The organism is Microbacterium sp. CCNWLW134 (genome assembly GCF_037083565.1).
Taxonomy (GTDB): Bacteria; Actinomycetota; Actinomycetes; order Actinomycetales; family Microbacteriaceae; genus Microbacterium.
This window is the reverse complement of record NZ_JBAOJU010000002.1, coordinates 1-24,537: the sequence shown is the minus strand read 5'-3', so window position 1 is coordinate 24,537 and position 24,537 is coordinate 1. Positions and strand designations below refer to the sequence as shown.

Genomic DNA, 24,537 nt, shown 5'->3' with positions numbered 1-24,537 from the left:
GAGGAGCATGACCCTGCTGATGGACACGCAACACCGGCACGACTCCGCCCCGACCGCCCCGGTGATCCGGGTGTCGGGACTGACGATGACCTACGGCACCCGTCGAGTGCTCGACGGGATCGATCTCGAGATCGGGATGCGCGAGAAGATCGCGATCCTCGGCCCGAACGGGGCCGGGAAGAGCACGCTCGTCGAGACGCTCGAAGGCATCCGCCGCCCCTCGTCGGGCGAGGTGACGGTGCTGGGCGAGGTCCCCTCCACCGCGCCCGAGGCCTGGAAGTCGCGCATCGGCATCGTGCTGCAGTCCTGGCGCGACCACGGGACGTGGCGGGTGATCGACATCCTGCGCTACGTCGCCGCCGGACATCGCACCGTCGGTCGCGACGACCTCCGCGACCCGGCCGAGATGCTTGCCGCCGTCGGCCTCGCCGACCGCTCCCGCCAGCTCATCCGCACCCTCTCGGGTGGCCAGCGGCGTCGGCTCGACGTCGCGTGCGCCCTGATCAGTCGGCCCGACGTCCTCTTCCTCGACGAGCCGACGACCGGATTCGACCCGAGCGCCCGCCGCTCGTTCCATGAGCTGATGGACTCCATCGCCGAGACCACCACCATCATCTGGGCGACGCACGACCTCAGCGAGGCGCAGCGCATGTGCGATCGGATCCTCGTGCTCGACGGCGGCGCGATCGTCGCCGACGGTTCACCCGACGACCTGCGCGCGGCCATGGCCGGCCGCACGACCGTGACCTGGCGCGACGGCGAGGGGCGGCACAGCCGGGAGGTCGACGACCCCCGCACGCTCCTGGCCGCCCTCTCGGCCGACCCGTCCGCCGTCGACGTCGAAGTGCGCCGCGGCACCCTCGAAGACGCCTACCTCGCCATCGTCGCCCGCGCGGAGGCATCAGACCAGTCCGAACAGAAGGAGGCGTCATGACCACTCAGGCCCTGCCCCGCCGCATCCATCTCGGCGGCGTCCTCAGCGCCGGCCTGCTGCAGGCCCGCATCGAACTCGTGAACCGCTTCACCGGGTGGGGTGCGATCGGCTATCTGTTCCCACCGATCGTCCTGCTGACCGTGTTCAGCCTCGTCGACATCGAGGCGACCATCGGCGTCGACGGGGTGCGGGCGATCGTCGCCGGGCTCGCGGCGGCTCTGCTGTTCGTCACGGGGTTCGTCGGCATCGCCAGCGAGCTGATCACCGAGCAGGATGACGGCACGATGCTGCGTGTGCGGATGCTGCCGCACGGGCTGTCGGCCCACCTCATCGGGAAGGTGGTCATGCTGCTGGTCACCGGGCTGTTGTCGATGATGCTCATCCTCGTTCCCACCCACGTCGTCGTGGCCCCCGTGCTCCCCGACTCCGTCACCGGGTGGCTCGGATTCCTGGGCGTGGCCCTCCTCGCCATCGCCGCGACCGTGCCGCTGGGCGCGATCGCCGGCAGCATCTTCAGATCCCCGCTGGCGATCTTCCCCGCCTCGCTCCTTGCCTACGCGATGCTCGGGATCTCGGGAGTGATCTTCCCGCTCGACGATGCGCCGGGATGGCTGCAGGTGGTGGCGCAGATCTTCCCGGTCGCCGGGCTCGCCGCTCTCGCCCGCGGCGTGCTGCTGCCCACGGCGGCACCTCTGGAGGGCATGGACCTGGCCCTCGCGATCGGCGTGCCGGTGCTCTGGGCGATCGTCGGCCTGCTGCTCGTGCCGCGGGCCCTGCGGGCGATGACCCGGCGTCAGTCGGGGTCGCGCCTGGACCAGATCCGCATCCGCCGCGAGCAGCGAGGCTACTGAGTCCGACGGAGGGCGGGGTGGAATTCCACCTTTCGTCGGATGTGCGATGCCGCCCGGTGCGGCATCGTGGAATCCGAATCATCTGGAACCGGCTCCCGGCACCCCGCCGAAGCCGACGGAAGGAGAGATCATGGCGAAGCTCGAGAAACTGCTGTGGGGCGACCGCACCGACCCCCGTCGTGAGCTGGCGGAGATCTTCCCGGCCGACGACGCTTCCAGCGTCGTCCGGGCCCAGGAGTGGGCGCGCGGGGTCGTGGCGAAGGCGGGCGTCGCCACGTCCGACGAACTGCGCGTCATCCGCACGCTCCGCGATGCGGAGCCGCGGCTCTCGCTGAAGCCCGCCCGCTATCTGGCGGCTCAGCTGAACGTCTGACACCCCTCACGATGCCCCCGCGGGACGCTCCGCGGGGGCATCGGCCTGTCGGGGTCATCCGCTGCTAGCGTGCGGCGGGTGAGCGAACAGCAGATCGAGGAGCCGGCGGCGACGGAGCGGGTGGTCCCGATCGGGGTGGTGATGGTCGGGATGTCGCTGGTGGTGTGGTGGCCCGCCTTCACCCTCGGCGCGTGGGGCGACCTCTTCTTCGATCAGCTGCTGACGCTGTGGGCGGCGTCCACGGCAGCGCTGGTGTTCGTCCTCGTGGAGCGCAAGCCCGTCGGTGCGAAGCTCGTTCGCGCGCTTCTCCTTCTCATCCCTTCGCTGTGGATCGTGCTGTCGTACCTCTTCAACGAGAGCGAGACGAACCTCGCGGCGCTGCTTCTCGCGGTCGGTGGGATCCTCGTCATCGTCGTCGGCCTGCCGCTGACCATGTGGGTGCTGGTGCGCATCGTCTGGCCCGATTTCGGCTCGTTCACGCGGCGCGCGACGCGCTGGCTGATCCTCGGGGTGGTCGGTGGAATCGCCGTCATCTCGTTCATCCTGGGCCTCACGCAGGCGCAGTGGCTGTACTGCGAGGACTTCGCGATCAGCGGCAACTCCGAACCCGCGGGCTGTACACCCGAACCGCCCGACCTCTACGAGTGACGCGCGGGGGTCAGGTGGGGCGGACTTCGCCGTAGAACTGGCCGTGGTAGCCGTGCAACACCGCGTGGGGGAGCTCGGCGCGGGCGATCTCGGTGAACGAGGCGGCGTCGAGCACCAGGAGGAACGACGTCTCCGCCGCGGCGTCCAGCACCACCGACAGCACCACACCGTCGTCCTCGGCCTCGCGCCCCGGGCGTCCGACGAAGACGCCCTCTCCCGGGTAGCAGGCCTCGGCTCGCCAGGTCGTCGTGGTGCGGCTGACGTTGTCGATCTTCACCAGGCGGTCGTAGAAGCCCGGCTCGTCGCCGAGGCTGACGCCGTAGACGTAGCGGTGGTCGGGCCGGGTGTTCATCCGGGCGTAGTCGAGGCTCGGCAGCTCGATCGGCGTCGGCGAGATCTGCTCGCCGGTCACGGTCTTCCCCCCGCCCCGGAGGGGCAGTCGGAATCGGCGCAGGGTGCCGGGAGGAATCCGCGCGTCGGGCTCTTCGAGCCGGTGGAGGTAGAACGCCTCGATCACCGACGCGTCGTCGTAGCCGACGAGGTCGACCACCACATCGTCGCCGTCGTCGTAGGCGTTGACGTGGTGGAAGGCGAAGAAGGCCGGCGAGGTGACGGTCTTCACGTGTGCGCCGGTCTGCCGGTCGAAGATGTGGAACTTCGTCCCGCGCTCGGGCTTCCACCGGAAGTTCTCGATGTACGGCTTCAGCCACAGCAGGAGCGAGACGGGGTTCACCACGAGGGGGAACTCCGCGAGCACGAGGTAGCGCTCCGACATGCCGAAGGAGTGGATGTAGCCGGGTTCGCCCACCCGCCGACGCGCGAGCGTCGTGGGGGTCGCCCCGGGGGTGGCGGTGTCGAGATGGCGGAAGACGTACTGGCTCGAGGCGTTGAAGCGCGTGACGAGGTTGATCGCCTCGCCCCGCGCGTCATCCAGCTGAGGGTGCACCGTCGTCATCCGTCCGAAATTCGACGTGTCCCACCCGGTCACCCCGACGGTCTTGAGGGTCACCGGGTCGAACTCGACCTGGATCGGCGTCTCGGCCAAGGCGAGGAACTTCTCGGCCACCTTGGCGATGTTGACCTTCGCGCTGTCGGTGGGCTGGGGGTCGAACACCGCCATCGCGCGGGCGAAGAGCGACCGGCACGGGTCGGTGGCGAACTCGGGGAAGGCGATGCGCCCCTCGTCGCGCGCCGCGCGGTAGGCCTCCGTCTCGAGGAACCGGTTCTGATACGACACCCGGCCGCTCGAAACGGTGAACCGGTGGAGCATCGCCAGACCGTCGAACCAGTGCCGGTAGCGCCGCTCACCCACCTGGAACGAGCCGGGGCCGTTGCGCAGAAGCGACCCTTCCAACCAGTCGGGAAGGATGCCGCGAACCGGCACGTCGTCGATCGCGACCTCAGGGCTCTCGCCGAACCCGGCGGCGAAGCCCTGCGACGTCGTCCCGGCGCTCACGAGGGCACCTCGTCGGCGACACGGGTCGTGTCGGCGTCACCGGCGCGGCGGGCGACGACACGGGGGTACTCCTCGCCGATCAGGCCGGCAGCGATCTTGCCCGAGGCGAGCACCGCCGGCACTCCGGCGCCGGGGTGCGTGCCGGCACCGACGAGGTAGAGACCGCGGACCGCGCGCGAGCGATTGTGCGGGCGGAACCAGCCGGATTGGAAGAGGGTGGGCTGGAGCGAGAAGGCCGCGCCGCGCGGCGTCTGCAGGACGTCGCGGAAGTGCTCGGGCCCGATCGCGTGCTCGGCGACGATGTGGTCGGACAGGCCGGGGAGGAACCGCTCGTCGAGCGTGTCGAGCACGAGACGGCGCACGCGGGCGGCCTCGTCCGCGGCGGCTTCCGCCGACCGCTCGCCGTGCGAGGGAAGAGCGGGGGAGGCCACGAGCACGTACAGGGCCTCGCACCCGGGCGGCGCGACTGAGGCGTCGGTGCGGGTCGGCACGTGCACGTAGAGGAAGAGGTCGTCGGCCTTCAGGTGCGCGCCGCCCTCGAGGTCGCGGGCTTTCGGACGGAAGACGCGCTGCATGACCGCGCGCGCGTCTCCGCCGAGGAGGAGGTTGTGGTGAGCGAGCGGGGTGTCGGGCCAGGTGCGGTCGGCGCCGAAGTACAGCACGTGCAGCGACATGCTCGGCGTGCTCCGCCGCATCCGCATCCGCGACGGCGCCGCCTGCGGCGCGCCGGCCAGCAGGCGCTCGTAGGTGGCGCCGGGGTCGGCGCCCGAGACGACGACGTCGGCATCGATCTCCGACCCGTCGACGAGCCGCACACCGGTGACCCGCCCGCCGGTGTGGACGATGCGGTCGACCTCCGCGCCGCAGCGGATCGTGCCGCCCAGGCGCTGCACCAGCGCGCCGATCGCCTCGACGAGAGCGCTCGTGCCGCCGATGGCGTAGTGCACGCCCCAGCGGCGCTCGAACTCCACGATGAGGGCGTACAGCGACGGGGTGCGAGCCGGGTCGCCGCCGATGAGGAGCGGATGGAACGCCAGGGCGCGCCGCAGGAACGGGTCGCGCACCGTGGTGTTCACCAGGTGCTGCATGCCGCGCGCCGCTCCGTGTCGCAGGAGGTAAGGGAGCATCCGCAGCATGACGTGCAGCTGCATCATGGAGCGTTCGGTGTACGGGTAGAACGCGTCGAAGATGCCGCTGATCTTGCGCTGCAGCCGGTCGAAGCCGGTGACGTCGGCGGGGCTGCGCCGAGCCACTTCCTCACGGAAGTCGTCGAGCGACGCCCGGAAGTCGAAGCGTCCGCCCGAGGCGTCGAACGCGCGGTAGAAGGGGTCGAGGGGAACCAGCTCGACATGGTCGGACAGTTTCTCCCCAGCGAGGGCGAACAGCTCCTCGAACATGAACGGGGCGGTCAGGACCGTGGGCCCGCCGTCGAAGCGGAACCCGTTGATGTCGTACCGGTACGCGCGCCCGCCGATGAGGTCGCGCTTCTCCAGGACGGTGACATCGTGGCCGGCGGCGGCGAGACGGGCGGCGGCGGCGAGCCCCCCGAACCCGGCGCCCACGACGACGACGCGCGCGCCCCCCGCGGTCACCGGCGGCCGCTCGGTGCCGCGTGCACCACGACGATCGAGGTCACGGCCGTGGCCGCGCCTCTTCCCCACCCGCGGGAGGTCCCCCGGGTCTCTGACACGCTCCCCATTGCGCTCCCCTTTCGAGGATGTGGGGCTAGCATACGGCTCCCCCGTGAGGGAGAGGGTCGCGAGGACGCGGCTTCGGGGTTCAGCCGAAGATCATGGGGCGGTCGTCGTCTTCCTCCACCGGCGGCTTCAGGTCGAGGTCGACCACGACCGGCACGTGGTCGCTCGGCAGCTCGCCCTTGCGCTCGTTGCGGTGGATCTGTGCCCCGGTGACCTTCTCCGCCAGGCCCGCCGAGCCCAGGATGAAGTCGATGCGCATCCCCTCGTTGCGGGGGAACTTCAGCCGCTTGTAGTCCCAGTAGGTGTAGCCGGTGGGCACGAGCGGTCGCACCACATCGGTGAGCCCGGCCGACTGCAGCGCCGAGAACGCCTCGCGCTCGGGCGGCGAGACGTGCGTGGAGAAGCCGGGCACCACCGCGGGGTCGCCGTTGTCGGCGTCGGTGGGGGCGATGTTGAAGTCGCCGACGAGCGCCAGGGGCAGACCGGGCTCCGCGGCGAGGGCGTCGCGGGTGTACTGCTCGAGCGCGGCGAGCCAGTGCAGCTTGTAGTCGTAGTGCGGGTCGCCGAGCGCGCGACCGTTCGGCACATACAGACTCCACACCTCGACCCCGTCGATGCGCGCGCCCAGAGCCCGCGCCTCCTGCGGAGCATCCGGACCTTCATGTCCCTTCGCGAACCCGGGCATTCCCGGGAACGCGGTGCGGAGATCGTCGATCGGCGCCCTGCTCGCGATCGCGACGCCGTTCCACTGCGAGAACCCGTGCGCCTCGACCTGATAGCCGGCCTCTTCGAACCTTTCGTAAGGGAACTGCTCGGCCTTGCACTTGATCTCCTGCATCGCCAGCACGTCGACGCTCTCGCGGACGGCGAAGTCGACGATGCGGTCGACGCGGGCGCGGATCGAGTTGACGTTCCAGGTGGCCAGGCGCATGCCTCCAGCGTAGAACCGCGCCGGATCTAGACTCGTCGTCGTGACCGTCGCCTCCACGCCCGACATCGAAGCCGACCGCCAGGCCCTCATCGCCCTCATCACGGATGAGGCGGTGTTCCACGGTGACTTCACGCTCTCGAGCGGCAAGAAGGCGTCGTATTACGTCGACATGCGCCGGCTGACGCTCGACCACCGGGCGGCTCCCGCGATCGGGCGGATCATGCTGGATCTCATCCGCGATGTCGACGGCGTCGTCGCGGTCGGGGGGCTGACGCTCGGCGCCGACCCGATCGCCAACGCGGTGCTGCACGAGTCGGTGCGGGCGGGGCGCCCCCTCGACGCTTTCGTCGTGCGCAAGGAGCCGAAGGACCACGGCCGGGGCCGGCAGATCGAGGGCGCGGATGTCGCGGGCAGGCGCGTCGTCGTCGTCGAAGACACCTCCACCACGGGCCAGTCGGCGCTGAAGGCCGTCGAGGCCCTCCGGCGCGAGGGCGCGGAGCCGGTCGCGGTCGCGGTGATCGTCGACCGCAAGACCGGGGCGCAGGATGCCGTCGAGGCGGCCGGGCTGCAGTGGCTCGCCGCGATCGACCTCGACGACCTGGGGCTGGCCCCGCAGTAGCGCGCGCCTCGGCGAGGGAGCGGGCTACTCGCCGTCGCGGGGGCCGCGTCCGCGACGCGACCGCACGAGCTGCCAGATCAGCACCACGAGCGTGCCGGCGATGATCAGGGCGCTGGTCAGCAGCAGCAGCGTCTGCTCGGTCTCGGAGATCATGGGCGCTTCCCTTCCGTCGCGTCGGCGACGATCTTCGCGATGCGCGCGGCCCGCGTCTCCGGCCGGCGTGCGGTGTCGATGAACCCGATGCCGTACTTGCGGGATGACGGCGGGAAGGCGTCCCACGCCGCGCGGGCCTGAGGGGTCGCATCCAGGGCGGCGGCGAGATCGTCGGGCTCTCGCAGCGCCTCGGCGTTGTCGAGCACGCCCCAGGCCCCGTTGGCCTTCGCCACCTCGATCGCGCGGATGCCGGCCTCTTCGAGGAGCCCTTCGGCTTCGAGTCGCGCGACCCGCGCCTTGTTCGTCGCCGCCCAGCCGCTGGTGGGTCGGCGCGGCGCGAACCACAGGCCGCTCGTCCGTTCGTCGAAGGTGCGTACCGGTCCGTCGATCCAGCCGAAGCACAGGGCCTGGAGGATGGCGTCTTCGTAGCCGATGAGGTCGAGGTCCGATCCCGGCCGCGGTCTGACGAGCCAGGCGCCCCGCGAGGTGCGGTGGTTCTGGTCCAACCACGAGCGCCACGCCTCGGCATCCTTCGCGATGACCTGCTCGCCGTCGTCGAGCACTCCCATGCGGCGACTCTATCGGCCGAGGGAGGGCGGGGCCGAGAGCGATCTAGAGTCCGTCGAGCGCGCCCATGTCCGACGCCTCGGCGAGGTCGGATTCGAAGGGCTCGGTCGCGAGCAGGTCGGCGACGGAGTCGACGACCTCGTCGGGTCGGAACGGGTACCGCTCGATCTCGGTCTGGTCGCTGATGCCGGTGAGCACCAGGATCGTGTGGAGACCCGCCTCGATGCCGGCCACGACGTCGGTGTCCATGCGGTCGCCGATCATGCCGGTGGTCTCCGAGTGCGCCCCGATGCGGTTCAGCGCCGACCGGAACATCATCGGGTTGGGCTTGCCGACGACATAGGGCTCTTTGCCGGTCGCGCGGGTGATGAGCGCGGCGAACGACCCGGTGGCGGGAACGACTCCGTGGGGGGTCGGGCCCGTGGCATCCGGATTGGTGATGATGAAGCGTGCGCCGTCGTTGATGAAGCGGATCGCCTTGGTGATCGCCTCGAAGTTGTACTGCCGCGTCTCGCCGACGACGACGTAGTCGGGCTGGGTCTCGGTCATGACGAACCCGGCCTCGTGGAGGGCGGTGGTCAGGCCCGACTCGCCGATGACGAACGCGGTGCCGCCGGGGAGCTGCGAGCGGAGGAAGTCGGCGGTCGCGAGGGCGGAGGTCCAGATCCGCTCCTCGGGCACCTCCAGGCCCGACCGGGCCAGCCGGGCGCTCAGGTCGCGCGGGGTGAAGATCGGGTTGTTCGTGAGGACGAGGAACGGCGTCGCGCGGTCGCGCCACTGTGCGAGCAGCTCGGCGGCGCCGGGGATCGGACGATTCTCGTGGACGAGGACCCCGTCCATGTCGGTGAGCCAGCATTCGATATCGGCGCGGGTCCGCATGAGGCCAGCGTACCGGGGGAGTGGGGGATGCCACCGGACGAGGTGAGGTCTACTGTCGGAGAGGTGACCGCGCCCGACTGGGACCCCGAAGCGCTGCCGGATCTGACCGGCCGCACCTATCTCGTGACGGGTGCGACGCGGGGCCTCGGGTACTTCGCCTCGGAGCAGTTGGTGCGCGCGGGGGCGCGGGTCGTCATGACAGGCCGCAATCCGAACCGTCTCGTCGCGGCACGCGCCGCCGTTGAGCGTCGCGTACCCGAGGCGGCCACCGTCGGACCCACCGAGACCCTGCTGCTGGACACCAGCAACCTCGGATCGGTGCGCGCGGCCGCGGCGACCGCCCGCGCCCGGTGGAACATCGACGGCGTGCTGCTGAACGCCGGCGTCGTGCATCCCCCCCGCACCCGTGAGACGACGTACGGCGGCAATGAGGTCGTCTTCGCCACCAACGTGCTCGGCCACTTCGCTCTGGCAGGGGCTCTCCTGACCTCGCTGTCGGCGGTCACGGGGCGGATGGTGTGGGTCGGCAGCATCGCGGCGACGCTCTCGCCGTACGATCCGGTCGATCCGCAGCTCGTCGAGGGCTACACGCCCTGGCGTGCGTATGCGCAGTCGAAGGTGGCGTGCACGTCGCTCGGACTCGAGGCCGACCGCCGGCTGCGCGCGGCCGGTGTGCCGGTGTCGAGCGTCGTCGCGCACCCCGGCTACAGCATCAGCGGGCGAACCCCCGGCATCCACGGGGTCAACGAGCCGTCGCGCTGGGCGCGCTTCGTCGACAACCTGCAGGGGCCCGTCACCCAGTCGAAGGAAGAGGGCGCATGGCCGCTCGTGCGCGCGCTCGTCGACCCGACGGCGGGCGGCGGGGAGTTCTGGGGGCCGCGCTTCACCCTCCGGGGCCGGCCGGCGAAGCAGCGTCCGTCGAAGATCACCCGTGACCCCGAGGTCGCCGAGCGACTGTGGCGATTCTGCGAGGAGACCTCGGGCATCCACTGGCCGTGAGCGAGAGCGAGAGCGAGAGCGGGTGGGGCGCGAGGGCGTCGAGCGAGAAAGAGCTGGCGGGGAAAGAGGGCGGATGCCGCGGGCTCAGGCGCTCAGCCACACGGCCGACGTCGCACCCTCGGGCAGGGTGAGCGCATCGCCGCCGTCGACCGACACCCGCGCTGCCGGGCGGACCTCGATCTCGTGCCCGACCGCGATGCCGATGACCTCGAGGGCTCGGAGCAGATCGGGGTCGCGATCGCTGACGCGCAGCACGCGCCCCCGATGCCCCGCGGGGGCGGCCGAGAGCAGCACGAAGGGCTCGCGCTCGACGCGCCCGGCGGCGTCGGGGATCGCATCGCCGTGCGGGTCGAACCGCGGGTGACCCAGTCGCTCGTCGATGCGGGCGAGCAGCCGGTCGCTGACGGTGTGCTCGAGCACTTCGGCCTCGTCGTGGACCTCGTCCCAGCTGTACCCAAACTCCTGCACCAGCCAGGTCTCGATGAGCCGATGCCGACGGATGATCGCGGCGGCGCGACGTTCGCCGTTCTCGGTGAGCGTGACCGGCCCGTACGGACGGTGGGTGACCAGTCCCTGCGCGGCGAGCTTCTGCACCATCTCGGTGACGCTCGAGGGGGCGAGGCCCAGCACCGCCGCGAGCTGCGACGGCGTCATCCGGGCGTCCTGCCACTCGGTGTGGTGGTAGATCGTCTTCAGGTAGTCGTCGACGGCGGGGGAGGCCACCGCTCCAGGCTACCTACGAGCCTCGACGGAACCGGCGCGTGAGCCGCCACACGTTGCCGCCGGCCACGCCGGAGTGCTCGAGTTCGTCGAGTGTTGCCAGCGCCAGGGCGAGCCCTCGGCCGGACTCGGCGTCTTCGCCGGGCATCGACACGTTCTGCAGGTCGATGAGCGCGGGGTCGGCGTCGTCGGAGAACACCGCTCGGATCCCCGTGTCGTCGATGGACACCTCCAGGCTCACGGAGATCTCCTCTCGGGCGCGCGCGTGCTCGACGATGTTCGTCGCGATCTCGCTCACGGCGAGCGTGAACAGGGTGCGGTCCTCTTCATCGACGTGGGGTCTGCCCGACCAGAGCAGGTCGAGCACCTGGTGCACCTCGTCGAGGAGACTGTCGTCGGCGCGCCCCTCGACCCGGAGCCCGTCAACGCTCATCGAAGGCCGCCTCGACGGTGTCGTACTCACGGAGCACCCGATCGAGGTTGGTCAGTTTCAGCACCCGTCGCACCGGCTCGGTCACCCTGGCGATCCGCAGGTCGCCGCCGGCCAGACGCGCGGACTTCAGCCCGCCGATGAGCGCGCCCAGTCCCGACGAGTCGACGAATTCGGTCCCCGCGAGGTCGATGACGACCCGGTTGCTGCCGCCGTCGACGAGTTCACTGATGGCGGACCGCAGGCGCGGCACCCCCGGAGCAGTCAGCCGCCCCTCGAGGGCGATGACGGCGTAGGCGCTGCCGGAGGTGACGGTGAGGTTCACGGGGCGATCCGCCTTTCGTCGGTGAACGGGGCCTTGGGGCCACGATAGAGCGCGGCCTGGATGATCACGCTCAACACCGCGAGGTCGTAGACGACCCATACCGTGTTGACGAGCGTTCCCGTGCCGTCGGCGGTGCCTACCGCGAGCCGGGCCAGCCCGATCCCGAGGGCGAACACCAGCACCGCGATGGCGGTCAACTGCGGCCAGATCTGCCGCCACGGCGGGCCGCCTTCGGCCCGGCCGTCCTTCTTCGTGACGGCGAAGCCGAGGGGCTGCTTCAGCACGACGTTGGCGAAGGCGGTCACGCACGCATCGATCCACACCGGGAAGAGCGCCAGGGCGTACTGCTGCCCTCGCCAGGTCTTGATCCCGCGCGCGACGACGAGGAAGAGGATCTGGTTGATGATGAAGTACGGCAGGAACCGCGCGAAGAAGTCCACGCTCCAGGCCGTCACCGGCATCACGCCGAAGACGAGGTAGATCACGGGGGCGGCGAGGTAGACCAGCGCGGTGAATCCCGAGAGGTAGCTCCACATCGTGGCGAAGTACATCAGCCGCTGCCCCGCCGACAGCCCCTTCTTGACGAGCGGATTGTCGCGCAGCATCACCTGAAGCGTCCCCTGAGCCCACCGCAGACGCTGCGTGAGCATCGTGCGGAGGTCTTCGGGGGCGAGGCCGTGCGCGAGGATCTCGTGGTGGTACACGCTTCGCCACCCCAGGGAGTGCAGCTGCATCGCGGTCGCCATGTCTTCGGTGACCGAGATCGTCGCCATCGGCTGCACCGGCTGCGCTTCGCCGGGCCGGTCGACCCGCAGGGCGTCGAGGAGTGCCGAGACCGACTCGACCGCACCGAGTGGTGACATCTCGCGCGTGGCGAGGGCGTCGAGGGCGGTGTCGTCGATGACCAGCGCATCGAGTTCGCGGTCGCGTTCGATCGGCAGCTGGGCGATGACATCGAGGTCTGCCTGCAGGGCCGCGAGATCGCGCGAGACCAGTCGACGGGATGCCGCGTCCACGGCGCTCTGCACCCGATAGGTCACCTCGCCGATCGGCTCGCCGTTGGCGATCTGGCGGCGCGCGCCGGCGACCTCGTCGCGCAGCGCCGTCAGCTCGGTGCGGACGGCCTCGTCGGCATCGCGGTCGCGCGCTGCGCGCGAGAGGAGGGACTCCGCAGCCCGGAGGGTGCGGGCCGTGGACTGCTCGAGGTCGCGGACGTAGCCGACGATGCCGAGCTGCATGAGTGCGTCGCGACGGAGGACGGCGTTGGATCCGCAGAAGAAGGCCGCGTTCCAGCCATCCTTCCCCTGCTGGATGGGCCCGTAGAACAGCGGTGCCTGACTGCCCAGCGGGTCGGCGTCGTCGACGTTGACGAACCACTGCGGCGTCTGCACCAGCGCCACGTCGGGGTCGTCGGCGAAGTAGCCGAGCGTCCGGTGCAGAATCAGCGGGTCGGGCACCTGGTCGGCGTCGAGGATGAGCAGGAACTCGCCGTCGGTGTCCATCAGGGCGTTGTTGAGGTTGCCGGCCTTGGCATGGCGGGGTTTGCCCGTCCAGTCCTCCGACCGGGTGATGTACCCGAGCCCCGCCTCCTGCGCGGCCGCGGCCATCTCGGGTCGTGCCCCGTCGTCGAGCACCCACGTGTTGTGGGGGTAGGCGATGCGCTGTGCGGCGAGGGCCGTGGCCATCACCATCTCGATCGGCTCGTTGTAGGTGGTGATGAAGACATCGGCCGTGCCCTGCGGTGGCGAGGTGGGAGCCGGCCGATCTCTGGCGCGCCACATCGTGACGGCGAAGAGGAAGGTGTCGATGAGGCTGTAGGTCTCGGCGATGACGAGGGGGACCGCGATCCACCACGCCGACCAGTTGATCGAATCCAGCCACCGCCAGGCGATGTAGTTCACGCCCAAGAGCACCGACAGGAGGGCGAGGATCCGGATCCAGACGAAGCGCGCGGTCATCGCGCGTGCCCGGCCCTCACGCGTCCCGCCGCACGAGCAGCACCGTGACATCGTCGGGAGCACGGCGCTCGTGGGCGAGCCGCACCGCTTCGGCGACGGCGCCTGCCGGTCCTTCGGTCGAGATGACGTGCAGCACGTGGCCGAACGGGTCCTCCTCGTCGAGGATGTCGAGGAGGCCGTCGCTGCAGCACAGGAACGCATCCCCCGGCTCGAGCTGCACCGAGGCCGCCGTGCGGTCGTAGTCGAACCCCATGCCCAGGGGAAGGCCCGTCGAGCGGAGGGGTGTCCACCTGCCGTCGCTGTGGAGGATGAACGCCAGGCTGTGGCCGGCGTCGACGAAGGAGATCGTGCCCGAGTCGGGCTCGAGCTCGGCGTGCACGGCGGTGACGAACAGGCCCGCGCGTCCGAGATCGGACTCGAGCAGCCGGTCGGCTTCGGCGACCGCGGCGGCGAGAGGGCGGTCGGGCGCGGTGCGCAGCGACGCCCGCACCGATGCGGCGACGATCGCGGGGCCGGTTCCCTTCCCCATGACGTCGGCCAGAGTCATCCGCAGCCGTCCGTCGTGCAGGTACCAGTCGTAGAGATCCCCCATCAGTGTGCCGGACGCCGTCGCCGCGGCCGCCAGGGTGTACCCGGCGACCTCGGGGGTCTCGCGGGGCAGAAGCGCCTGCTGCACGACGGTGGCGTGGTCGAGGTCGTCCTCGGCCATGAGCTCGGTCTGCACCCACTGGGCCATCTCGCGCAGCAACTCGACCTCGCGGGCGTCGAGCGATCGCGGCTGGGTGTCGAGGATGCAGAGGGTGCCCACGTGCTCACCGCCCGGCGCCTGAAGCGGGTGTCCGGCGTAGAACCGGAGGTGCGGATCGCCCACGACGAAGGGATTCTCGGCGAAGTAGTCGTCGATGCTCGCGTCCTCGACGATGAGCGTGTCTCCGGTGCGGACGGTGAGGTCGCAGAAGGCCCCCTCTCGCGACGCGTCGCTGCCGCCGAGGCCGATCTGCGACTTCCGCCACTGACGGTCGCGATCGAGGAGGGTGACGCTCACCATCGGCACGCCGAAGATCTCCTGCGCGAGACGCGTCACCCTGTCCACGCGCTCGTCGGGGCGCGTGTCGAGGAGACCGAGGGCCTCGATGGCACGTTGGCGTCTGTCGTCGTCGAACAAGGAATCCCCCACATGGTCTCGTCGTCGGCGAATCTCTAGTATGTCGAGGATCGGCCGGGCGTGGGGAGGGTTCGGAAAATGGTTGCGCGGGCGGCGATAACCTGTTCCGGTGGATGCCGCACCGTCCGAGCCGCAGCCGGGGTCGGCCTCGACCGAGCCGTCGGAACCCGCCCTGCCCCGCGGCGTCGGGCCCTGGCCCGACGGGCCGGACGCCTGGCCCGACGACCCGCGGTACGACCCCGACCTGCTGGCCGCCGGTGACACCCGGAATGTCGTCGATGCCTATCGGTACTGGCGGATGGACGCGATCGTCGCCGACCTCGACCGACGTCGCCACGGCTTCCACGTCGCCATCGAGAACTGGCAGCACGACATGAACATCGGCTCGATCGTGCGGAGCGCGAACGCCTTCCTCGCCGCCGAGGTGCACATCGTCGGCCGGCGGCGGTGGAACCGGCGCGGGGCGATGGTCACCGACCGGTACCAGCACGTCCGCCACCACGAGGATGTCGCGGCGTTCGCCGCATGGGCGGAGAGCGAGGGGCTTCCCGTCATCGCGATCGACAACGTCGAAGGGTCCGTGGCGCTCGACCGTGCCGACCTCCCCGAGCGATGCGTGCTGCTGTTCGGTCAAGAGGGTCCGGGGCTGTCTCCCGAGGCGCTCGCCGCCGCATCGGCGGTGGTCGAGATCACCCAGTACGGGTCGACGCGATCGATCAACGCCTCCGCCGCGGGGGCGGTCGTCATGTACGAGTGGTGTCGTCGCTGGGCCTGACGGTACTCCCCCGCGGGGCGTGACGGTGCTCCCCCGCGGGGCGTGACCTTCGTCCCCTGGTGGGTGCTGACCTCGACCGCCATGCTGGAGCGATGGGGGTGATGAGGACTCTGGTGCGGTACCCGATCATCGCGGCGACGCTCGTCGTTCTGGCGGCGGTGGCGATCATCGCCTCCGCGGGCGGGGAGCAGCAGGCGCGGTGGATCGCGAGCGCGTACGTGGGGCTGTTCATCGTGTGGACCCTCGTCCGGATGGTGCGCGACGTGCTGCGCGGGCACATCGGTCTGGACGTGCTGGCGGTCGTGGCGATGGTCGCCACCCTCGCCGTCGGGGAGTACCTGGCCTCCCTCATCATCGTGCTGATGCTCTCCGGCGGCGAGGCGCTCGAGGACTTCGCTGCGCGGCGCGCGACACGCGACCTCACCGCTCTCCTCGATCGATCGCCGCGCACGGCGCACGTGGTGGAGCGCCCGACCGGGCTTCCGACGGCGGACGCGGGGGCGGCGGCGACCGAGCGGATCAAGGACGTTCCCGTCGACGAGGTCGCCGTCGGCGACATCCTTCTCGTCCGCCCGTCGGAGATCGTTCCCGTCGACGGCGAACTGCTCAGCGAGACCGGCACGTTCGACGAGTCGTCTCTCACCGGCGAGAGCATGCCGGTGGCCCACGACCGGGGGATGGAGGTCTTCTCCGGAGCCGTCAACGGGTCGGAGGCGGTGCGCATCCGGGCGCGCCGCCCGAGTTCCGAGAGTCAGTACCAGCAGATCGTCGCCCTCGTGAAGCAGGCGCAGGCCTCCCGGGCGCCGGTGGTGCGGCTCGCCGATCGCTTCGCGATCCCGTTCACCGCCGTGTCGCTCGTGCTCGCCGGCACCGCCTGGACGATCTCGGGCGATCCGGCGCGCTTCGCCGAGGTGCTGGTGCTCGCCACCCCGTGCCCCCTCCTCATCGCGGCGCCCGTCGCCTTCCTCGGCGGACTCTCCCGCGCGGCGAAGGCCGGCGTCATCGTCAAGGGCGGCGGCATCATCGAGCGACTCGCACGGGCCCGGTCGGCGTGCTTCGACAAGACCGGGACGCTCACGGCGGGACGGCCCGAGCTCGTCGACGTGCGACCGGCCGAGGGGTTCGATCGCCGCGAGCTGCTGACTCTCGCCGCCTCGGCCGAGCAGTACTCCACCCACGTGCTGGCCGACGGTGTGCGTCGTGTCGCGGCCGCGGAGGGCATCACACTGCGCCCGGCGGAGGCGGCGACAGAGGTGGCGACCAACGGGGTGACCGCGTCCATCGACGGCGCTGCCGTCGCCGTGGGGAAGCCGGCGTTCATCGCCTCGCGCGCACCCGCCCTCACCCGCACGCACCTCGTCTCGGGGCAGGCCGCAGCCTACGTCGCGGTGGGCGACCGTTTCGCCGGCGCCCTCGTGCTCGCCGACGCTGTCCGGCCCGAGTCGGCGGCCGTCGTGGACTGGCTGCGCGGCAACGGCGTCGAACGGGTGGCCATGCTCACAGGCGACGCGGAGTCCACCGCGGCCGCCATCGCGTCGCAGGTCGGGATCACCGAGGTGCACGCCGAGCTCCTCCCGCCCGAGAAGGTCCACCTCGCCGCCGGCATGCAGCCGAGGCCCACGATGATGGTCGGCGACGGTGTCAACGACGCCCCGGTGCTGGCCGCCTCCGACATCGGCGTGGCGATGGGTGCGCGCGGGGCGACCGCGGCCGGCGACGCCGCCGACGTCGTCGTGGTCGTCGACTCCCTCGCCAAGGTCGTCGAGGCCGTGGCGATCAGTCGCCACACGCTTCGCGTGGCGCTCGCGGCGATCTGGATCGGGATCGCCCTCAGCATCGGTCTCATGATCGTGGCGATGACCGGCGTCATCCCGGCCGTCGCAGGCGCGCTCATCCAGGAGGGCGTCGATCTTGCGACGATCCTCTACGCCCTCCGCGCGCTGCGCGGGCCGGTGCCGGTGATCGGTGCGACGCCGCCGGCGGTCACGCTCCCGCGGTCAGCCACGCCCGACCGCGCACCCGGCGCCCCAGCGTGACCAGACGCGCGAGCATGTAGACGCCGAAGAACGCCACCGCCAGCCACGCCAGGCCCGCGGCGCCGGTCGGGGCGAACATGGCCACGAGCACCAGCGCGGGAACGAAGGGCACGAGGTTCAGCACCCCGACGATCGCGAGGTATCTCCCGTCGCCGGCTCCGATCAGCACTCCGTCGAGCACGAACACCACGCCGCAGACGGGTTGGGTCACGGCGAGAACGAGCAGGGCCGGCTGTACGAGCGCGGCAAGCGCCGGGTCGCCGCTGAACACTAGGCCGATGACCCCGGATGCCGCGGCGATGACCGCGCCCACGATGACGCCGAACCACGCTCCCCAGGCCACCGTGCGACCGAGCACGCGGCGCACGAACGGTTCGTCGCCGGCGCCGAGGCCCTTGCCGATCAGCGCCTGCGCGGCGATGGCCAGGGCGTCGAGCGCGAAGGCCGCAGTGGAGAAGATCGTGAAGGCCACCTGCCACCCGGCGAGCTCGTCGGTGCCGAGGCCGGTCGCGACTGCGACGGTCGCGAGCAGCGCCGCGCGCAGCGAGACGGTGCGCAGGAACATCCATCCGCCCTGCAGAGCGGAGCCGCGCACCCCCTCGCGCTGCGGGCGGACGGACGCCGCGTGCCGGCGCGCCAGCCGGCCGATGACCACCACGTAGGCCGCCACCATGCCCCACTGGGCGACGACCGTGCCGGCAGCCGACCCCGCGATCCCCCACCCGAAGACGTAGATGAACACCCAGTTCAGCACCGCGTTGGCGCCGAACCCGAGCCCCGCGATCCACAGCGGCGTCACGGTGTTCTGCATCCCCCGCAGGAGTCCCGTCGCGGCGAAGACGATGAGCATCGCCGGCAGGCCCCACATCGAGATGCCGAGGTAGATCTGCGCGTCGGCGGCGACCTCGGCGCCGGCGCCGAACAGGCCGACGAGGAACGGGGTGGCGAGGTATCCCGCAAGGGCGAGGATCGCTCCGATGCCGAGGGCCAGCCACATGCCGTCGATGCCGACCGACACCGCACGCGAGGGGTCGCCCGCCCCGAACCGCCGGGCGACGGCGGGAGTGGTGGAGTAGGCCAGGAACACCATCAGGCCGACGATCGTCTGCAGGACGGCCGCGCCGATGCCGAGCGCGGCGAGCGGTGCGATCCCCAAGTGCCCGACGAAGGCCGAGTCGAGGATGAGGAAGAGGGGCTCGGCGATGAGCGCACCGAGCGCGGGGACGGCGAGGCTCAGGATGTCGCGGTTCAGCGTCATCCGTCCGGTCTTCTGCTCGCTCCCGCTCACCCCACCGAGCGTAGAACCCGCCGGCGACACCGGTCGCGATCTGCTCCCGAGTCGCGTGGCCGCGGTCGTACGAGTCGCCGACCGGTCAGAAGACGCGGCTTCGCCGCATCCCGAGCCGCGTTTTTCGACGGTTCGCGTGGAGGAAGCGCGTGGAGGAAGCGCGCGGAGAGGGGGTGCGGCGTGGGTGAGCCGCGGGCGACAGCCGCTCGGACGCCGCCCGCAGAACCGCCGCCTATCCTGGAACCCATGACCGATGCACTTCGCTCCGGCCTTGCGCTCGACGAGCTCAGCGACGAGATCCGCCCGCAGGACGACCTTTTCCGCCACGTGAACGGGTCGTGGCTCGACCGCACCGAGATCCCCGACGACAAGGCGAGGTGGGGGTCGTTCCACCTCATCGCCGAACAGGCCGAGAAGGATGTCCGGGCGATCATCGAGGAGTCGCAGGACGCCGAGCCCGGCACCGAGACCCGCAAGATCGGCGACCTCTACGCCAGCTTCATGGACGAAGGCCGCATCGCCAAACTCGGCGCCGCGCCACTGACCGCGCAGCTGGCGCGGATCGACGAGGTCGCGAGCATCCCCGACTTCCTGCGCCTGGTGGGCGCGTTCGAGCGCGAGGGCGCGGGCTCGCTCATGGTGCTCTACGTCGAGCCCGACCCCGGCAACCCGCAGCGGTACGTGCCGTTCTTCGTGCAGGGCGGGCTGAGCCTTCCCGACGAGAGCTACTACCGCCTGGAGAACTTCGCCGACACCCGCACGGCGTTCCGGGCCCACCTCGAGAAGATGCTGGAGCTCGCCGGGGTCGCCGACCCCGCGGCATCGGCTGATCGCATCTTCTCCCTCGAGACCGAGCTGGCGACCCACCACTGGGACAACGTCAAGAGCCGCGACGCGGTCGCGACCTACAACCTGCGCACCTGGGAGCAGGTGAAGAGCCTCGCCGGCGCCGACCTCCAGCCGTGGCTCGAGGGTCTCGCGCCAGGATACGAGGACGCGTTCGGCGAGGTCGTCGTCTACCAGCCGAGCTTCATCGAGGGTCTCGGCGGACTGCTGCGCGACGACCGGCTCGAGGACTGGAAGGCGTGGCTGCGCTTCCAGGTCGTGCACGCGCTCGCGCCCTTCCTGTCGGATGACTTCGTCGCGGCGAACTTCGCGTTCTACGGCACTCAGCTCACCGGCGTGCCCGTCAATCGCGAGCGCTGGAAGCGCGGGGTGAGCCTCACCGAGGCGGCCATGGGCGAGGCGATCGGCAAGGTGTACGTCGAGCGGCACTTCCCGCCGGCGGCGAAGGACGCGATGGACGAGCTCGTCGCGAACCTCATCGAGGCGTATCGGCAGAGCATCTCCGAGCTCGAGTGGATGACCCCCGAGACCCGCGAGCGGGCGCTCGCCAAGCTCGAGGCTTTCACGCCTAAGATCGGCTACCCCGTGAAGTGGAAGGACTACTCCTCGCTCGAGATCGACGAGGCCGACCTCGTCGGCAACGTCCGCCGCTCGCACATCTGGGAGCACGATCGTCAGCTGGCCAAGGTCGGCGGACCGATCGATCGTGACGAGTGGTACATGACGCCGCAGACGGTGAACGCGTACTACAACCCGCTGATGAACGAGATCGTGTTCCCGGCGGCGATCCTGCAGTACCCGTTCTTCGACGAGACCCGGGATGCGGCCGCCAACTACGGCGGCATCGGCGCGGTGATCGGTCACGAGATCGGTCACGGCTTCGACGACCAGGGGAGCCGGTTCGACGGCGACGGGTCGCTTCGCGACTGGTGGACGGATGCCGACCGCGCGGCCTTCGAGGAGCGCACCGCGGTGCTCATCGAGCAGTACAACGCGCTCGTGCCGCAGGGCCTCGCAGAGGAGAACACGGTCAACGGCGCGCTGACGATCGGCGAGAACATCGGCGACCTGGGCGGCCTCGGCATCGCGATCAAGGCGTACCGCCTCTCGCTCGGCGCCGACCTCGAGGGCGGCCCGGTGGCGGGTCCCGAGATCGACGGGTACACCGGCATCCAGCGGCTGCTGCTGTCGTGGGCGCAGATCTGGCAGCAGAAGGGTCGCGACGCCGAGACGATCCGCCTGCTGACGATCGACCCGCACTCGCCGAACGAGTTCCGCTGCAACCAGATCGTCCGTAACATCGATGCGTTCTACGACGCGTTCGATGTCGCCGAGTCCGATGCGCTGTGGCTCGAGAAGGACAAGCGCGTCACCATCTGGTAGCCCGGCCGGTCTGGTGGCGAAGGCCGTCTTCGCGTAGACAGTTGATCGAACCGTCTGGCAGGAGGGACAGTCGCGTGGCGATGCCCATCGAACCGCCGTCGCAGGGGTCATCCGGACCCGGCTCCCGTCGCGAACCCGACACGCTGCGCGGACCCCGCCGCGGGCGCGCGCGCACCTCGCGTCGCGGCGGGGGCGGCACGCGCACGTTCACCACGACGCTGCGCGCCCTCGACGCCGTCGCCGCGTCGGGCGCGCAGGTCTCGGTGCGCGTCACCGACCTCGACCGCGGCACCACCGTGCTCGCCGGCGACGACCATGTCACGCAGCCGGTCGCCGGCCTCGGCGTCGTGCCGTTGCTGATCGAGGTCGCGGCGCAGTTCGAGGGCGGAACCCTCGACCCCCTCGAGCTGTTCGACCGGGCGGGCCTTGCCGGCATCGAGGGGGCGGGGCTCTGGCAGCACCTGAAGGTGCCGACCCTGCCGCTTGTCGACATGGCGGTGCTCGCCGCCGCCGCGGGTGACGGCCTTGCGGCGAACGGACTGCTCGAGCGGGTGGGCCTTCCCGCCGTGCGGGCGCGGATCGACGCGCTCGGGCTCACGCGCACCGCACTCCTCGACCGCTTTCGCGACCACCGGGGGCCCGACGATGCCCCGCACTTCGCCCTGAGCTCGGCCCGCGACCTTGCGCAGGTCTTCGCGGCCCTGGCGAACAGTCAGGCCGTGTCGCCCGCGGTCAGCGCGCAGGTCGCGGAGTGGCTCACCCTCAATCACGATCTCTCCCTCGTCGCTTCGGCCACAGGGCTCGACCCCTTTGCGCACGAGAGCGACGATCACGGACTGCTGTTCTTGAACAAGACCGGCCGCGACCGCGGCATTCGTGTCGAGGCCGGTGTGATCGCCGGTCCGCGCGCGGGAGTCTCCTACGCCCTCATCGTGTGCTTCGACGACCTGTCGGTCATGCACCGCATCCGCGCGCACGAGGCGTTCCGCACTCTCGGGGTGGAGCTGATGGAGTACGTGTACTGAGCCCGGTCGGTCACCCCTGCGGCGAGGGCGCGTTCACGAGTGCCTCGATCTCGTCCGCGAGGTCGGCGACCGGGCGCCGGGCGTCGAGCTCGAGCGTCGCCGACCGACGGAGGAGGGGCTCGACCTCGATCGTGTATCGGCGGATCTCCTCCTGCTGAGCGGGCGTCTTGCCGTACGGGTTGTTCGCGCGCCGCGTGACCCGGTCGAGGAGCACGTCGATCGGTGCGCTGAGCAGGACCACCTGGGCGAACCGGTCGCGGAACACGCCCTGATTCTCAGCAGTGCCCGAGACCACGACGTCCTCATGCGTGGCGAGGAGTCGCGTCATCCGCTCTTCTTCCCAGGGGCCGCCGTCGCCGTCGGTCCAGCCCTCATAGTCCGTGTCGACGGTCAGATGACCGCGCCGCGCGAGCTCGGCGAGAACGGTCGACTTGCCGGTTCCGGACATGCCGGTGATGAGGATGCGGGCCACGAGGCGCCTCAGTTGCTGTCGCCCGACTTCTCGGGCAGGTAGGGCTCGATCGCCGCGGCCAGCTTGGCCGGGGTCATCGACTGCAGCCAGACGTGGCCGGGGCCGTGCAGCTGTGCGAGGAAGAGCGAGTCGCCGAAGAACTTGTTCTTGATGCCCTTGATGCTGGCGAATTCGAGCGGCATCTCGGCGCGGTAGAGCGCCAGGTGGCCCGGGTGGATGAGGAGCGACTGCCCCGCCTGCAGGTCGTACTCGACGATCTCACCCGCCAGCTGCACCCATGCGGTGCCGTTGCCGGCGAGCTTCTGGAAGACGACGCCCGCGCCGCCGAAGATGCCCGCACCGAGCTTCTTCTGGAGGCCCACCGAGACCTCCACGTCGGGCGTACTGGCCATGTACGCGCCCGACTGCACCATGAACTGGTCCTGCGGATCGACGGCGATCTCGCGGATCGTGCCCGGCAGCTGCGCGGCGAATGCGACGAAGCTTCCCGGCGTCTGCGCGGTGTACTGGGTGAGAAAGAGCTGTCCGCCGCCCACGATGCGCTTCAGGCCGCTCATGAAGCCGCCCTTCCCGCCCGAACCGAAGGCCGTCGAGGTCTGGATGTCGAATCCCGGGGTGAGCCACGAGACGTCGCCGCCCTCGGCGATGACCCGCTCCCCGGGGTCGAGGGTCAGTTCGAGAACCGGCATCGTCGTGCCCGCGATCGTCGCCTTCATGCGCACAACATACCGACGCCCATGCTTGCGCGATACCCGCCGGTGGTGGTGCGCGACCTGCCAGGATGTCGGAATGGCCCTCGCCCCGTCATCCGCCGGTGAGTCGCCGCCCCCGGGGACGGGCGCGACCGGTGCAGGCCGTCCCCTGCGGAAGGTTTCACCGGCACGCCAGGTGCTGACCCTCTTCGGCGACTACTGGTGGCGAAACGCAGACCCGTTGCCCTCGGCGGCGCTCGTCGGGGCGATGGGAGACCTCGGGATGAAAGAGCCCGCGGCCCGGGCGACGCTGGCGCGGCTCGTGCGGTTGGATCTGCTCGAGCAGCGGCGAGACGGGCGGCGCACGACCCATGGGCTCACCTCGCGAGGGCGGGCCATCATCGAAGATGAGGCGGCCTGGCTCGAGAGCTTCGGAGTTGCGCCCATCGTGTGGGACGGCTCGTGGAGCGTGGTGACCTTCTCGATCCCCGAGTCTCAGCGCGCGCTGCGGCACACCGCTCGCTCGCGGCTGAAGTTCCTGGGGTTCGGTCCGCTCTACGACGGTGTCTGGATCTCTCCCTCGGATGTCGCTGCGCTCGCCCGTGAGGAGCTCGTCGCCCTCGGGGTGCCGGACGTGACGACGATGCGTGCGCAGCTGGATGTCGCAGGGCCGGGCGGCCCGCAACGGGCGTGGGACCTCGCCGGTGTGCTCGAGCGCTATGAGGTCTTCCGCCGTGAGTTGGAGGCGTCGACCGCAGCGCTCGCGGGTGCGGGAGCGCTCGCCGAGCGCACGGGGCTGATGATCCAGTGGCAGGCGTTCCGAGGCGTGGATGCGGGGCTTCCCGCAGCGCTTCTCCCCTCGGATTGGCCGCGCGAGGAGGTCCGGGCCCGGTTCGGTCGTCGCTTCGACGAACTCGGCCCTGCGGCGGAGGAGCGGATGAGCTGGCATGTGTCCCGAGTGGATGAGGCGCTCGCAGGCGGAGTGCTGCAGCGGCGGCTTGCACGGAGATCGTAACTCTGTTCTATTTTCTGCCGCAAGAACCAGATGCAATGTCGGAACCCTATGCGATGATTCTGGTAGGTCATCGAGACGGGGATTGCAGTGGATGCGGACGAGAAGCGGCGGCGGGCGGAGGACAAGCGCGCCGGGGTGTTCGCGGATGAGCTGGCTCGGTTGCAGCGGGCGGAGGCGAAGCTCGCGGCGAAGAAGACGCGGCTGCTCGCGGATGCGTACGCGCTGACGCTGGAGCAGCGGTCGCGGGTGGGGTCGGTGTCGTCCAGGGAGCGGGACATGCCGTTGCGGTCGATGGCGCTG

General features: G+C 70.6%; 26 protein-coding genes. 12 read left to right on the top strand and 14 right to left on the bottom strand.

The annotated features are described in order from the left end of the window. Window positions 1–7 precede the first annotated feature (7 nt). From V6S02_RS10535 to V6S02_RS10520, 4 genes are all read left to right on the top strand, one after another. Window positions 8–934 (top strand): ABC transporter ATP-binding protein, encoded by a 927-nt coding sequence (locus tag V6S02_RS10535; protein ID WP_336400841.1) that lies wholly within the window; start codon window positions 8–10, stop codon window positions 932–934. After that, the gene (locus V6S02_RS10530) at window positions 931–1,785 is read left to right on the top strand and encodes an ABC transporter permease (protein WP_336400840.1); all 855 of its coding nucleotides are present in this window, start codon (window positions 931–933) and stop codon (window positions 1,783–1,785) included. Before V6S02_RS10535 ends, V6S02_RS10530 begins: the two co-directional genes overlap by 4 nt. A 130-nt stretch (window positions 1,786–1,915) precedes the next feature. Further along, entirely contained in the window at window positions 1,916–2,158 is a 243-nt protein-coding gene (locus tag V6S02_RS10525; RefSeq protein WP_336400839.1) for a hypothetical protein, read from the top strand. Between the two features lie 78 nt (window positions 2,159–2,236). Further along, window positions 2,237–2,806 (top strand): hypothetical protein, encoded by a 570-nt coding sequence (locus tag V6S02_RS10520; protein ID WP_336400838.1) that lies wholly within the window; start codon window positions 2,237–2,239, stop codon window positions 2,804–2,806. Between the two features lie 10 nt (window positions 2,807–2,816). On the opposite strand, the gene V6S02_RS10515 is transcribed toward V6S02_RS10520, so the two are convergent. The 3 genes from V6S02_RS10515 to V6S02_RS10505 all read right to left on the bottom strand — a co-directional run bounded on the left by V6S02_RS10515 (window position 2,817) and on the right by V6S02_RS10505 (window position 6,890). Further along, on the bottom strand, window positions 2,817–4,262 hold the full coding sequence (locus V6S02_RS10515) for a carotenoid oxygenase family protein (protein ID WP_336400837.1): 1,446 nt from the start codon (window positions 4,260–4,262) through the stop codon (window positions 2,817–2,819). Continuing rightward, complete coding sequence (gene crtI, locus V6S02_RS10510; protein ID WP_336400836.1) at window positions 4,259–5,854, bottom strand: phytoene desaturase family protein; 1,596 nt, start codon at window positions 5,852–5,854, stop codon at window positions 4,259–4,261. Before crtI ends, V6S02_RS10515 begins: the two co-directional genes overlap by 4 nt. Before the next feature lie 187 nt (window positions 5,855–6,041). Then, complete coding sequence (locus tag V6S02_RS10505) at window positions 6,042–6,890, bottom strand: exodeoxyribonuclease III (protein ID WP_336400835.1); 849 nt, start codon at window positions 6,888–6,890, stop codon at window positions 6,042–6,044. A gap of 40 nt (window positions 6,891–6,930) precedes the next feature. On the opposite strand from V6S02_RS10505, the gene pyrE reads away from it, so the two are divergent. Then, complete coding sequence (pyrE, locus tag V6S02_RS10500) at window positions 6,931–7,509, top strand: orotate phosphoribosyltransferase (protein ID WP_124291831.1); 579 nt, start codon at window positions 6,931–6,933, stop codon at window positions 7,507–7,509. 24 nt (window positions 7,510–7,533) lie between these two features. Here pyrE and V6S02_RS10495 read toward each other — a convergent pair whose 3' ends face one another. Genes V6S02_RS10495 through V6S02_RS10485 form a run of 3 tightly spaced genes read right to left on the bottom strand, consistent with a single transcriptional unit; the run spans window position 7,534 to window position 9,108 of the window. Then, on the bottom strand, window positions 7,534–7,662 hold the full coding sequence (locus V6S02_RS10495; protein WP_276310441.1) for a hypothetical protein: 129 nt from the start codon (window positions 7,660–7,662) through the stop codon (window positions 7,534–7,536). Beyond that, entirely contained in the window at window positions 7,659–8,231 is a 573-nt protein-coding gene (locus V6S02_RS10490) for a YdeI/OmpD-associated family protein (protein WP_336400834.1), read from the bottom strand. Before V6S02_RS10490 ends, V6S02_RS10495 begins: the two co-directional genes overlap by 4 nt. A 43-nt stretch (window positions 8,232–8,274) precedes the next feature. Continuing rightward, complete coding sequence (locus tag V6S02_RS10485) at window positions 8,275–9,108, bottom strand: HAD-IIA family hydrolase (RefSeq protein WP_124291829.1); 834 nt, start codon at window positions 9,106–9,108, stop codon at window positions 8,275–8,277. Window positions 9,109–9,171: 63 nt separating this feature from the next. Here V6S02_RS10485 and V6S02_RS10480 point away from each other — a divergent pair, with 63 nt between their 5' ends. After that, complete coding sequence (locus V6S02_RS10480; protein WP_336400833.1) at window positions 9,172–10,107, top strand: SDR family NAD(P)-dependent oxidoreductase; 936 nt, start codon at window positions 9,172–9,174, stop codon at window positions 10,105–10,107. Between the two features lie 84 nt (window positions 10,108–10,191). Here the strand turns inward: V6S02_RS10480 and V6S02_RS10475 are convergent, their stop codons facing one another. The 5 genes from V6S02_RS10475 to V6S02_RS10455 are packed head-to-tail and all read right to left on the bottom strand — an operon-like array spanning window position 10,192 to window position 14,717. Continuing rightward, window positions 10,192–10,830 carry a metal-dependent transcriptional regulator gene (locus V6S02_RS10475; protein WP_336400832.1) on the bottom strand — a complete coding sequence of 213 codons (639 nt, stop codon included), beginning with the start codon at window positions 10,828–10,830 and terminating at the stop codon, window positions 10,192–10,194. 13 nt (window positions 10,831–10,843) lie between these two features. Further along, the gene (locus tag V6S02_RS10470) at window positions 10,844–11,260 is read right to left on the bottom strand and encodes an ATP-binding protein (RefSeq protein ID WP_124291826.1); all 417 of its coding nucleotides are present in this window, start codon (window positions 11,258–11,260) and stop codon (window positions 10,844–10,846) included. After that, complete coding sequence (locus tag V6S02_RS10465) at window positions 11,250–11,582, bottom strand: STAS domain-containing protein (protein ID WP_240638684.1); 333 nt, start codon at window positions 11,580–11,582, stop codon at window positions 11,250–11,252. Before V6S02_RS10465 ends, V6S02_RS10470 begins: the two co-directional genes overlap by 11 nt. Then, window positions 11,579–13,540 (bottom strand): glycosyltransferase family 2 protein, encoded by a 1,962-nt coding sequence (locus V6S02_RS10460; RefSeq protein WP_336400831.1) that lies wholly within the window; start codon window positions 13,538–13,540, stop codon window positions 11,579–11,581. The genes V6S02_RS10465 and V6S02_RS10460 overlap by 4 nt, the downstream gene beginning before the upstream one ends. Before the next feature lie 16 nt (window positions 13,541–13,556). Beyond that, the gene (locus V6S02_RS10455; RefSeq protein ID WP_336400830.1) at window positions 13,557–14,717 is read right to left on the bottom strand and encodes a PP2C family protein-serine/threonine phosphatase; all 1,161 of its coding nucleotides are present in this window, start codon (window positions 14,715–14,717) and stop codon (window positions 13,557–13,559) included. 97 nt (window positions 14,718–14,814) lie between these two features. On the opposite strand from V6S02_RS10455, the gene V6S02_RS10450 reads away from it, so the two are divergent. Together V6S02_RS10450 and V6S02_RS10445 are read left to right on the top strand one after the other, a co-directional pair. Beyond that, a complete protein-coding gene (locus tag V6S02_RS10450; protein ID WP_124291822.1) occupies window positions 14,815–15,480 on the top strand; it encodes a TrmH family RNA methyltransferase in 666 nt (221 codons plus the stop codon). Between the two features lie 92 nt (window positions 15,481–15,572). Beyond that, window positions 15,573–17,516: a heavy metal translocating P-type ATPase gene (locus V6S02_RS10445; RefSeq protein ID WP_336400829.1), complete on the top strand. Its 1,944-nt coding sequence runs from the start codon at window positions 15,573–15,575 to the stop codon at window positions 17,514–17,516. Here the strand turns inward: V6S02_RS10445 and V6S02_RS10440 are convergent. Next, the gene (locus V6S02_RS10440; protein ID WP_336401652.1) at window positions 17,464–18,774 is read right to left on the bottom strand and encodes an MATE family efflux transporter; all 1,311 of its coding nucleotides are present in this window, start codon (window positions 18,772–18,774) and stop codon (window positions 17,464–17,466) included. The genes V6S02_RS10445 and V6S02_RS10440 overlap by 53 nt on opposite strands. 276 nt (window positions 18,775–19,050) lie before the next feature. Here V6S02_RS10440 and V6S02_RS10435 point away from each other — a divergent pair, with 276 nt between their 5' ends. Then, the gene (locus tag V6S02_RS10435; protein ID WP_336400828.1) at window positions 19,051–21,033 is read left to right on the top strand and encodes a M13 family metallopeptidase; all 1,983 of its coding nucleotides are present in this window, start codon (window positions 19,051–19,053) and stop codon (window positions 21,031–21,033) included. A gap of 80 nt (window positions 21,034–21,113) precedes the next feature. Next, window positions 21,114–22,058, top strand: coding sequence for a serine hydrolase (locus V6S02_RS10430; RefSeq protein ID WP_336401651.1), 945 nt, complete (start codon window positions 21,114–21,116; stop codon window positions 22,056–22,058). Between the two features lie 10 nt (window positions 22,059–22,068). Here the strand turns inward: V6S02_RS10430 and V6S02_RS10425 are convergent, their stop codons facing one another. Then, on the bottom strand, window positions 22,069–22,530 hold the full coding sequence (locus V6S02_RS10425; protein WP_336400827.1) for a shikimate kinase: 462 nt from the start codon (window positions 22,528–22,530) through the stop codon (window positions 22,069–22,071). An 8-nt stretch (window positions 22,531–22,538) separates the two neighbouring features. Continuing rightward, a complete protein-coding gene (locus V6S02_RS10420) occupies window positions 22,539–23,246 on the bottom strand; it encodes an AIM24 family protein (RefSeq protein ID WP_336400826.1) in 708 nt (235 codons plus the stop codon). A 73-nt stretch (window positions 23,247–23,319) separates the two neighbouring features. On the opposite strand from V6S02_RS10420, the gene V6S02_RS10415 reads away from it, so the two are divergent. Together V6S02_RS10415 and V6S02_RS10410 are read left to right on the top strand one after the other, a co-directional pair. Beyond that, entirely contained in the window at window positions 23,320–24,237 is a 918-nt protein-coding gene (locus tag V6S02_RS10415; protein ID WP_336400825.1) for a PaaX family transcriptional regulator, read from the top strand. An 87-nt stretch (window positions 24,238–24,324) separates the two neighbouring features. Next, on the top strand, window positions 24,325–24,537 hold a 213-nt coding region (locus V6S02_RS10410), incomplete at its 3' end, for a hypothetical protein (RefSeq protein WP_336400824.1).

Excerpts from the sequence above, each read along its gene's own strand:
- V6S02_RS10535 (WP_336400841.1), top strand. The coding sequence starts at position 8 with ATGACCCTGCTGATGGACACGCAACACCGGCACGACTCCGCCCCGACC.
- V6S02_RS10530 (WP_336400840.1), top strand. The coding sequence starts at position 931 with ATGACCACTCAGGCCCTGCCCCGCCGCATCCATCTCGGCGGCGTCCTC.
- V6S02_RS10525 (WP_336400839.1), top strand. The coding sequence starts at position 1,916 with ATGGCGAAGCTCGAGAAACTGCTGTGGGGCGACCGCACCGACCCCCGT.
- V6S02_RS10505 (WP_336400835.1), bottom strand. The coding sequence starts at position 6,890 with ATGCGCCTGGCCACCTGGAACGTCAACTCGATCCGCGCCCGCGTCGAC.
- V6S02_RS10495 (WP_276310441.1), bottom strand. The coding sequence starts at position 7,662 with ATGATCTCCGAGACCGAGCAGACGCTGCTGCTGCTGACCAGCGCCCTG.
- V6S02_RS10490 (WP_336400834.1), bottom strand. The coding sequence starts at position 8,231 with ATGGGAGTGCTCGACGACGGCGAGCAGGTCATCGCGAAGGATGCCGAG.
- V6S02_RS10485 (WP_124291829.1), bottom strand. The coding sequence starts at position 9,108 with ATGCGGACCCGCGCCGATATCGAATGCTGGCTCACCGACATGGACGGG.
- V6S02_RS10470 (WP_124291826.1), bottom strand. The coding sequence starts at position 11,260 with ATGAGCGTTGACGGGCTCCGGGTCGAGGGGCGCGCCGACGACAGTCTC.
- V6S02_RS10460 (WP_336400831.1), bottom strand. The coding sequence starts at position 13,540 with ATGACCGCGCGCTTCGTCTGGATCCGGATCCTCGCCCTCCTGTCGGTG.
- V6S02_RS10445 (WP_336400829.1), top strand. The coding sequence starts at position 15,573 with ATGGGGGTGATGAGGACTCTGGTGCGGTACCCGATCATCGCGGCGACG.
- V6S02_RS10440 (WP_336401652.1), bottom strand. The coding sequence starts at position 18,774 with ATGACGCTGAACCGCGACATCCTGAGCCTCGCCGTCCCCGCGCTCGGT.
- V6S02_RS10435 (WP_336400828.1), top strand. The coding sequence starts at position 19,051 with ATGACCGATGCACTTCGCTCCGGCCTTGCGCTCGACGAGCTCAGCGAC.
- V6S02_RS10430 (WP_336401651.1), top strand. The coding sequence starts at position 21,114 with ATGCCCATCGAACCGCCGTCGCAGGGGTCATCCGGACCCGGCTCCCGT.
- V6S02_RS10420 (WP_336400826.1), bottom strand. The coding sequence starts at position 23,246 with ATGAAGGCGACGATCGCGGGCACGACGATGCCGGTTCTCGAACTGACC.
- V6S02_RS10415 (WP_336400825.1), top strand. The coding sequence starts at position 23,320 with ATGGCCCTCGCCCCGTCATCCGCCGGTGAGTCGCCGCCCCCGGGGACG.